Origin of the sequence: Shewanella sp., from assembly GCF_041630135.1 — a bacterium.
GTDB lineage: Bacteria > Pseudomonadota > Gammaproteobacteria > Enterobacterales > Shewanellaceae > Shewanella.
This window is the reverse complement of record NZ_JBFKLW010000097.1, coordinates 1-9,643: the sequence shown is the minus strand read 5'-3', so window position 1 is coordinate 9,643 and position 9,643 is coordinate 1. Positions and strand designations below refer to the sequence as shown.

The 9,643-nt window shown below is 54.6% G+C and carries 8 protein-coding genes; 5 read left to right on the top strand and 3 right to left on the bottom strand.

Annotation, left to right across the window (positions count from 1 at the left end):
* The 4 genes from ABYK60_RS17780 to ABYK60_RS17765 all read left to right on the top strand — a co-directional run.
* Positions 1-1,486: ATP-binding protein (locus ABYK60_RS17780; RefSeq protein ID WP_372873340.1), on the top strand; the 1,486-nt coding region annotated here is incomplete at its 5' end.
* Positions 1,486-2,151, top strand: coding sequence for a hypothetical protein (locus ABYK60_RS17775; protein ID WP_372873339.1), 666 nt, complete (start codon positions 1,486-1,488; stop codon positions 2,149-2,151). The genes ABYK60_RS17780 and ABYK60_RS17775, both read left to right, overlap by 1 nt.
* The gene (locus ABYK60_RS17770; RefSeq protein WP_372873338.1) at positions 2,148-3,368 is read left to right on the top strand and encodes a phosphoenolpyruvate carboxylase; all 1,221 of its coding nucleotides are present in this window, start codon (positions 2,148-2,150) and stop codon (positions 3,366-3,368) included. The genes ABYK60_RS17775 and ABYK60_RS17770 overlap by 4 nt, the downstream gene beginning before the upstream one ends.
* A 405-nt stretch (positions 3,369-3,773) precedes the next feature.
* Positions 3,774-5,018 carry a dicarboxylate/amino acid:cation symporter gene (locus tag ABYK60_RS17765; protein WP_372873337.1) on the top strand — a complete coding sequence of 415 codons (1,245 nt, stop codon included), beginning with the start codon at positions 3,774-3,776 and terminating at the stop codon, positions 5,016-5,018.
* A gap of 53 nt (positions 5,019-5,071) precedes the next feature.
* Here the strand turns inward: ABYK60_RS17765 and ABYK60_RS17760 are convergent, their stop codons facing one another.
* The 3 genes from ABYK60_RS17760 to ABYK60_RS17750 all read right to left on the bottom strand — a co-directional run bounded on the left by ABYK60_RS17760 (position 5,072) and on the right by ABYK60_RS17750 (position 7,397).
* On the bottom strand, positions 5,072-5,506 hold the full coding sequence (locus tag ABYK60_RS17760; RefSeq protein WP_372873336.1) for a hypothetical protein: 435 nt from the start codon (positions 5,504-5,506) through the stop codon (positions 5,072-5,074).
* A gap of 271 nt (positions 5,507-5,777) precedes the next feature.
* Entirely contained in the window at positions 5,778-6,311 is a 534-nt protein-coding gene (gene ppa / locus ABYK60_RS17755; RefSeq protein ID WP_011758716.1) for an inorganic diphosphatase, read from the bottom strand.
* 123 nt (positions 6,312-6,434) lie between these two features.
* Entirely contained in the window at positions 6,435-7,397 is a 963-nt protein-coding gene (locus ABYK60_RS17750; protein WP_372873335.1) for a class 1 fructose-bisphosphatase, read from the bottom strand.
* 200 nt (positions 7,398-7,597) lie between these two features.
* Here ABYK60_RS17750 and ABYK60_RS17745 point away from each other — a divergent pair.
* Positions 7,598-9,643: DPP IV N-terminal domain-containing protein (locus tag ABYK60_RS17745; RefSeq protein ID WP_372873334.1), on the top strand; the 2,046-nt coding region annotated here is incomplete at its 3' end.

Sequence of the window (9,643 nt, the reverse complement as noted above, 5' to 3'; positions counted from 1 at the left end):
TGCGCTGGATGCCCAGATTGCTTCGGTCAAGACAGGTATCGAGAGCCGCCGTGCCAACGCCAAGGCCGAAACCAAGGCCTGTGAGCAGTGGTACAAAAACGAGCTTAAGTCCCGCGGTGTGGACGAAGACAAGATTGTGGGTCTGAAGGCCGATATCCGCACCCTCGAGCGCAAGATTGCCGATGCCGAAGGCCGCCGCGCCGACGTGCTGCGCTACGAAGACTGGTATCAGCATACCTGGCTTAGCCGCAAGCCACGGCTTGCCGAGGAGCTGGCCAAGGTGCGCCGCGCTCAATCGGAGCTGGAGCAGCAGCTCGCCCGACTGTCTGCTGAGGTGAAAACCCAGCGCAGCGAACTGGAGTCGGGCCGTAAGGCCTCCGATGCCGCCCAGGTGGAAGCCTCGGAAAACCTCACCAAGCTGCGCTCATTACTGCGTAAACTGGCCGACCTTAAGCTTTCGCCCACCGACGATGAGGCCCAGGGCAGTATTGGCGAGCGTTTGCGTCAGGGTGAAGAGTTGCTGCTCAAACGCGACTATCTGGTGGGCTCGGTGAAGCAGTATGTCGAGCACTTCGATACCGTGATTGCCGCCAAGTCGGGCTCTGGCCTTGCCGAAACCTGGGAGCGTGCCCGGGAAGAGGCCACCTCCATTAACGACAAGGGCATACGTATTCTGGATTACCGCAAGCTGGTGCCAAGTCTGGAGCAGCTTTTGAACGTGATGGTGCCCCAGTCGATTATGGCGCTGCGGGAGCAGGGCCGGATCTTCGGGGTGGATCTCACCGCCTTCTACGACGTGTTGGCGGATATTGACCGCCGTATCGCATCCCAAAGTGCCCGCATCACCCGTGAAGTGGGCGAGGAACTGTTCCTCGACGGGGTGTCTGAATCTGCGGTACGTATTCGCTCGCGCATCAGTGAGCTTGAGTTCTGGCCTGAGCTGGAAGTGTTTGTGGCCGCGTTCCGCCGCTGGAAGAGCGATGGCTTTGCCGGTTTGCCGGACGAGCATTACACCAACAGTATGCGCCGGGCGCTGGATATCATCGGCAAGGCGGCGCTCAGTGGCGGTATCGCCAAGCTGCTGGAAATCGAGCTGCGTCTGCGTGAAGGCAACTCGGATCTGATTATTCGCACCGACCGTCAGCTGAATGAATCCTCAAGCCACGGTATGGCATACCTGATTTTGTGTAAGTTCCTGCTGGCCTTTACCCGCCTGCTGCGGGGCTCGGCCCAGGTGACAGTGCACTGGCCCATCGACGAGCTGGGTACCTTGCACCACAACAACGTGAAGAAGATTTTCGATGCCTGCGAGAACAACAATATCTCGGTGCTGGGGGCCTTCCCGAACCCCGAGTCTGAGGTGCTGAGCCTGTTTAAAAACCGCTATATCATCAACAAGCAAACCCGCAAGCTGCAGGTGGTGAAGCCCAAGAGCAACCCCATCGCCGATAAGCTGGCCAGCCGTATTTCCAGGGAGGCGGTGTAATGTCTGAGGCAAACTTTTCAGGAACTGGTGCAGGTCTTGTGGGTCATGGCGCCCTCATCGAACGGCTGCTGCGGGGCGAGTTTATTTGCCGCGTGACTGACGAAGACGGCTGGCGTGCGCTCAAGTCGCCTGCCGTGCGCGAGCGTATCGAAACCTACCTCAACCAAATCAACCGCACTGTTGCCAGCGCCGGCGAAGGCGAGGTGTTTTTCTGCGGCTATGCCCAGTTGGGTGAGGCAGAGCGTAAAGTGATTTCCAGCCAGTTCAAGGATATCTGCCAGGCGCTCATTCCGCTGGTGGAGTGGCTGGTGTTGGTGCAGGAGGCCTCTGGCCAGGATGCGCCTCTTACCGAAGGCGCACCTGTGCGTTTGACTGAACTCCAGGGCCGTATCGAAGAGACCCCGGCGTTTCGCGAGCAGCTTGGCAAACTCAGCCAGTACCGGCTTTTTGGATCCACTTCAACTAATGTGGATGCCCAGCTTAAGCTGGTGTTCAAACGTCTGGTGGAGCTTGGCTTCCTTACTCGCCCCAATGTGGAAAAACAAATCTACATCGCCACGGGTAAGCTTGATTATCTCTATGAAGTGATTCGCTTTATCGATGAAACTGAAGGCCTGAACCTGGAGGCGCAGGCCGAAACCGCCACCCAGAGGGAGCTGATATGAGCAGCAACCTGCACCAGTCCGGGGTGCGGCTGCTGAGGATGCTTGGCCGCCACGCCGAGACTGTGATGGATGTGTACCTGAGCGGCGCCGTGGACGAGGCCAACGCCGATACCGGTGTGCTGAAAAAGCTCACCGAGGCGGGCATTTTGTGGCGCCCAGAGGAAGACGAGGGCCTAAGGCTGACCCGCAGCGTGCGGGCGCTGCTCGAAGAGGGGCTTAAAGATGAGCGCAATCGTCAGATTAATGCCAACGTAGGTTCGGCGCTTGCCACCATCAAGACCCTGGCCGACCACTACAAGGAGGCGCGCAGCCACTCTGACTACAGCGCTGCCGAGGCGTATCTGGCCGACCTCAGTGAGCATGTGTACGCCTTTACCGAAAACCTTCGTTATTCCATCCGCGTACTGTGGGGGCGGATTAACAACGAATTCGGTTATGTCGGTACCATCAGCGCCAAAATCCGTGAGAACGAACTGGCCCAGAGCCAGGTGTCTGAGCTGTTGAATGGCCTGGAGCTGTTTCAGTTCAGCGAACTTGGGGAAATCGCCTCTGATATCCGTGAGCTTCGAAAACTGCTGGTAACCACCCTGCAGGAGACCCTGAGTGACTGTACTCAGGAGCTCAGTGTGGTGCAGGCGAGGCTCCTTGAACTGCTTGGTCGCTTCCGCCAAATTCAGGGCCGTACCAGGCTGCTCAGGGGCTGGCTTCTGTACACAGATATGCACCCTGACTACGAGCCGATGGATCATGTGGCTCACCGCAAGGTGCCCATGCTGTTTAACCGCGCCGAGGCCATGCTGGCCGATGCCCATGTGGATGTGCATAACCAGAGCCTGGAGCAGGAACTGATGGAAATGGTGGCGCGCATCAAGTCCATCAGTCGCCTCGATCTAAAGCCTGTAACCAAGGCGGCAGAAACCAGCGTGGTGCTGAGTGCGGCGGAAGACTTCGATATTCCGGAAAACCCGCTCAAGCAGGATGTGGAAGACTACTTTGTGGCGGTAATAGATTCGGGCAAGCGCCAGTCGGCGCTGGAATACCTGCAGGAAAAAGCCTTGCCATGGGATTCAGAAAGCTGGATTTATCAGGTGATTGGCGGCTTTGAGGGCCTGAGCGAAGAGCATAAATCCTTCTTCGAACTGGAGCCTTTGGGTGAGCCTCATCCTGTGTATACCGGCAACTTCATTATCCGCGACGTGGAGCTGTGGCTCAGTTAATCCCCTTGTTCAGCCAAGGCCACCTCAGGGTGGCCTTTTTATTGGCTGTAACATGGCGTGCTGGGCTGGTGATGGGGATTGAGTCAGCGATTTCAATAGATTGGTTGATAAATATTGGTTTTATTGACTGATATATTTGCTGCGTTTGGTTTTATGTGCTGAGTATTTTTAAGTGCTTGTTTTGAAAGTGTTTACCTGCGGTTAAATTGGCTGCGCCTGTGTAAAAAGGGATATTTTTGGGTTGGTGAATTAGTCTAAATAAATCATTGCTTTACTCGTTAATTTGGGGGCGGTTGCAGGATTGTGTTCATACATTTTCGTTGAAATTGCGGCTGGCATGTTTCACTATCCGGAAGCGAACGGGGCTGAGACTCCAGACACAATAACAACACAGGCACGCAATCTATGTTCAAATCTCTGTCGGCCAGGATTTTCATTGGCCTAGCTATCGGACTCCTGTCCGGCACTCTGGTGCAGTATGTGCTGCACGATATCAATTTCTTCTCTGGCACCCTGGTTGAAATCGCCTCCGGCCTTGGCACCATGTTCGTCAACATGATCATGATGCTGGTGGTACCTCTGGTGTTTGTCAGCATCGTTTGTGGCGTGTGTGAGCTTAAAGATCTCTCCAGCTTTGGCCGCCTCGGAGGCAAGACCTTCGGCTTTTACATCATCAACACTCTGGTGGCGATTGTTGCGGCACTGACAGTGGCGCTGCTGCTGGAACCCGGCAAGGGTGTAGACATGACCGGTGGGGGAGAGCTTGCCATCACTGCCACCGAATTGCCGAGCCTGATGGCACTTTTGGTAGACATAGTGCCCCGCAATCCGGTAGCGGCATTTATGTCTGGCAATATGCTGCAGGTTATCTTTATGGCACTGCTGCTTGGAGGCGTTATCAAGTCGCTGGGTGAGCATGTGACCGGCGCCGTATCGGCGTTCCAGACCGCCAATAAAATCATGATGAAGCTGATTTCGGTGGTGATGTATCTGGCCCCTATCGGTGTTGGTGCGCTGATGTTCAAATTGGGCGCTACCCTGGAAGCCGGGGTGTTCCTCAGCGTGATGGAATATCTGGTGCTGATCCTTGGCTTGCTGCTGCTGTGGATTTTCGTGGTTTACCCCTATGCGGTGCAGCTGTTCACCCCGGTGAAGGCCAGCGTGTTTCGCGAGAAGACCCAGGAGCAAATCCTGTTTTCCCTCTCTACCGCCAGCTCCAATGCCACCATTCCGGTGACCATGCGAACCCTTACCGAGAAGCTCAAGGTAAACCGCGCCGTGGCCGGTTTTGGGGTACCGCTGGGCGCGACCATGAACATGGGCGGCGTGTCCATTTATATCACAGTGGCCATTTTCTTCATCGCCAACGCCTTTGGTATGCCTATTACCATGGAGCAATTGCCTGCGTTAATTTTCAGTATCTTTTTGCTGTCGGTAGGAGCCGGTGGCGTACCCGGCGGCGGCATGGTGATGATTGGCGTGCTTATCCACCAGATGGGCTTGCCGGTGGAAGCCTTTGCGCTGGTGGCCGCGCTGGATAGGCTTATCGATATGGTACTGACTTCCTGTAATGTTGTTGGCGATACCGCTGTACTGACGATTGTCGATCAGACCGAGCGCCCACATCAGGTTGCCAGTGATGATGACTAAGGCTGGATAAGGCAAATATTGCATGAGTAAAAAGCCGCCCAAGGGCGGCTTTTTTACTTCAGGAGTTCACAACTGGTTGCAAACGCGGTTAGTTCTTTGCGTACCGGAGTCAGCCTGAACGGTGCTTCAACACTGTTTCCACTTCGAAAAGAGATGGTTTCAAGCGCGATGTCGCTTTGATCACTTTGAAGCAGCTTGGAAAGCCATTTTGAATTGGATGTAGTGATAAATTTACGGATGCTTGATTCGCCCTCAAGTTTGGTGATTAACCCGTTTGGGCTTTTTAGCAGCAGACAGCTTTTGTCCTTATTCAGTGCAAATACTTTGGGCATACTGACGGTAACAGACAATATCCCGGGTGATTCGCACAAGAGCTCGAGTTGCACATCGTTTTGTTTGATGAGCATTGTCAGTGGTGCCGCTTGTATCTGGTTCAGAGGAAGGCTAAAAATTAACAGGGCACCGAAGCTCCGCAGTACTGTGTACATCCTGTATACCTATAAAGAAATAGTTAGCCGATTCTAGAGCAGAGTATGCATGTTGAATATGAGGATTATTGGGGTTTTTGACAGTCGTCAAAATATTGTTCAATGTGCTGCAGAGGTTGTAGCTATCGATGTTAATTTATTGTTTTGAAATATTTTAATCTGAGTCGGCGACATTGAAAGCTGCAGGCGTTGTGCACTGGCAATAAGCTGTGGATGATAAAAAAGCCGACCCTGAGGTCGGCTCTTACGCAATTTATCGCAAACAGGCCGATTAGGCTTGCTTGTTATAGCGCTCGGCGCTGGTAAGGATTTCTGCACGGGCAGCAGCGGCGTCTTCCCAGCTTTCAACCTTCACCCACTTGCCAACTTCCAGATCCTTGTAGTGCTCGAAGAACTGCTTGATCTGAGCCTTCAGCAGGGCTGGCAGGTCGTTCACGTCCTGAATGTGGCCGTATTCTTTGGACACCTTCTCGTGCGGAACAGCAACCACTTTGGCGTCTTCACCTGACTCGTCGGTCATTTTCAGCACGCCAACAGGGCGACAACGGATCACGCTGCCAGGCTGCAGTGGGTACTGGGTAGGTACCAGCACGTCAACCGGGTCGCCATCCAGGCTCAAAGTCTGGTTCACATAACCGTAGTTGCAAGGATAGAACATAGGAGCAGTCATGATGCGGTCAACAAACAGGGCGCCGCTGTCCTTGTCCACTTCGTACTTGATAGGATCGTGGTTCTGTGGGATCTCGATGATTACATAGATATCATCTGGCAGGGATTTGCCCGCTGGCACTGCATTCAAGCTCATTTGCATATCCTTTAACGGTATTTGAAATCAGATTTCAGAAAATCGGTTGGCGCGTATTATAGCGCGATTTGGCGGCTTGCCAATCAAAGGCCGCCGCCATTGCACTAAAGACTAACTTGCGCCTTATTTGTGGTAACCCAGACAGGCATCAACCTCGTTGGCCGAGCCCAAAATTACCGCCACGCGCTGGTGAATTTCGCTTGGCGCTATATCCAGAATGGTCTCATAGCCTGTGCTGGCTTTGCCGCCCGCCTGCTCAACCAAGAATGCCATGGGGTTGGCTTCGTACATCAGGCGCAGTTTGAACGGCTTTTTCGGGTCCTTGGTGTCCGTGGGGTAGGTGAACAGGCCGCCGCGGCACAGCACCCTGTGCACATCGCCCACCATGGCTGCAATCCAGCGCATGTTGAAGTTCTTGCCGCGCGGGCCTTCTTTGCCCTGAATCAGGTCGGCAATATAGGCCTGCATGCCGGGCTCCCAGAAGCGCTGGTTGGACATATTGATGGCGAACTCGCCGGTGTCTTTGCTTATTTGCACCCCATCTACCGTCAGCAGATAGTCGCCGCTGACCGGGTCGAGGGTAAAGAGCTGCACGCCCTGGCCCGTGGTCAGTGCCAGCATGGTAGATGGGCCGTAGAGCACATAACCTGCGGCCAGCTGCTTGCGGCCGGATTGCAGGAAGCTTTGCTCGCTTACATTACCGCCTGGGGCCGGCAACACCGAGAAAATGGTGCCCACCAGTGAGTTGATGTCGATATTGGATGAACCATCCAGTGGGTCGAAGCACACCAGAAACTGGCCATCCTGCGCCAGTGGCACTATCTCATCTTCTTCTTCGGAGGCCAGCGCCTTCACCGAGCCCTGGGCAGCCAATGCGTCTTTCAGCATGTCGTTGGTGATAACGTCGAGTTTTTTCTGATCTTCACCCTGCACGTTTTCGGTGCCGGCTACGCCGAGTACACCGGCGAGAGCGCCACGACGGACTGCCTGGCTGATGTCTTTGGAGCTGTTGGCCAGCACGGTTAACAGGCTGGCAAGCTCCTCGCTGATCGCGCTTTGTTTGAGGGATTGGGACAGGGTCTGCATCTTGTGTCCTTCTGGTTAGACAAATTTGGGGAGGTCTTTGGAATAATTCTGGCGCTAATGATAACCGAGATTGGTGATATTTTCAGTGGCTTTACTATTGGCTATTGCTTTGGCAGTGGCAAAGTTTTCGGGCAGAATGGTCGGCTCACAGTTGATAACTGCTATGACATACACCTCACGAACCACACATGGAAAAAACAATGATTAAAAAAATCGTGGCTTCATTGATGTTGGCGGGCGTTGCGGCCACCATCCAGGCGGCGCCGGCATTTCCGGGCGCTGGGACTGAATCTTTGGCAATCGAGCGCATGTATGCCTCTCCTGCATTGGCGGGCAGCAGCCCCCGTGGTCTGGCGCTGTCCCCCGATGGCAGCAAGATCACTTTTTTGAAAGGCCGCGACGACAATCAACACTTTTACGATCTGTGGCAGATGGACGTGGCGAGCGGCAAGGTAAGCCTGCTGCTGGATGCCGACAAACTGGCGGGGGGCGAGCTTTCCGATGAAGAGAAGGCTCGCCGTGAGCGTCAGCGCATCTACGGTCAGGGCATTATGGAATACTTCTGGGCCAAAGATGGTGACGCCTTGCTGATCCCGGCCGCCGGCCAGCTGTATTACTTTACCCCCAAGAGCGGCGATGTGCGTCTGCTCGCCACCGGTGAAGGTTTTGCCACCGACGCCAAGCTGTCGCCCAAGGGTAAATATGTCTCCTTTATTAAGGATCAAAACCTCTATGTGTATGAGTTGGCAAACAATACTCTGACGCAGCTGACCAAAGACGGTGGCGGCGCCATTAAAAACGGCATGGCTGAATTTGTGGCTCAGGAAGAAATGGATCGCATGACCGGCTACTGGTGGTCTCCTGACGAAGCGCGCATTGCCTTTACCCGTATCGATGAGTCACCGGTGGAGCTGGTAACCCGCAATGAAATTTATGCCGACGGCATTAAGCTTACCGAGCAGCGCTATCCCTATGCCGGCAAGGCCAACGTGGAAATCGCGCTCGGTATTGTCAGCCTCGATGGCATTAAGACCGACTGGGTGGAGCTGGGCAAAGAGACAGATATTTACCTGCCGCGGGTTAAGTGGCTGCCAAACAGCACTGAGCTCAGCTTCCAATGGCAGAGTCGAGACCAGCAGACCCTTGAGCTGCGTAAAGTGGCGGTTGCAACCCCCGGCAAGACAGAGCTGCTGGTAAAAGAAACCAGCAAGGCCTGGGTGAACCTCAATAACGACCTGCGCTTTTTAAAGGATAGCGGCGATTTCCTTTGGACTTCAGAGCGTGATGGTTACAGCCATATTTACCTGTTCGAGGCCAAAGGCAAGGTGAAGCGTCAGCTGACCAAGGGCGACTGGACCGTGGATGAAATAGCCTATGTGGATGAAAAGGAATCGGTTGTTTACTTCAGTGGTCGCAAAGATAAAGTCACCGAACGGCATCTGTACCGGGTGAGCCTCAAGGGCGGCGAGATTGAACGGCTCTCAACCGAAGCCGGTATGCACGGCACAGTGTTTGCTGAAAACAGCCCTGTGTATCTGGATTACTTCAACAGCCTCTCTCAACCGCCGCAGGTGAGTTTGCACGACTCGGCCGGTAAGCATCTCGCTTGGGTGGAAGAGAACGCCGTCAAAGCTGGCCACCCACTGCATCCCTTTGCCGGTTTGTGGCAGCTGCCCGAGTTTGGCACTCTGAAGGCCGATGATGGTCAGGCACTGTATTACCGCCTGTTCAAGCCGGTGAATTTCGATGCCAGCAAGCAGTATCCCGTGGTGGTGCGGGTTTACGGCGGCCCCCACGCTCAGCTGGTAACCAACAGCTGGAGCGAGCAGGATTACTTTACCCAGTATCTGCTGCAACAGGATTATCTGGTGTTTCAACTGGATAACCGCGGCTCGGCGCACCGCGGCACCCAATTTGAGTACGTGATTTACCAAAGCCTTGGTGATGCCGAGGTGCGCGATCAGATGGCCGGGGTGGATTACCTGCGCACGCTGCCTTTTGTGGCAGGGGATAAGGTGGCGATTTACGGTCACAGCTATGGCGGGTACATGGCGCTGATGAGTCTCTTTAAGGCGCCAAGCCACTTTAAAGCGGCCATTTCGGGGGCCCCTGTGACCGATTGGAAGCTATACGATACCCATTACACCGAGCGCTATATGGGTCATCCGGACCGCAACGGCGAGGGTTACGATAAGGCGAGCGTGTTTCCCCATGTTGGCGGCTATCAGGGCGGGCTTTTGATGTAT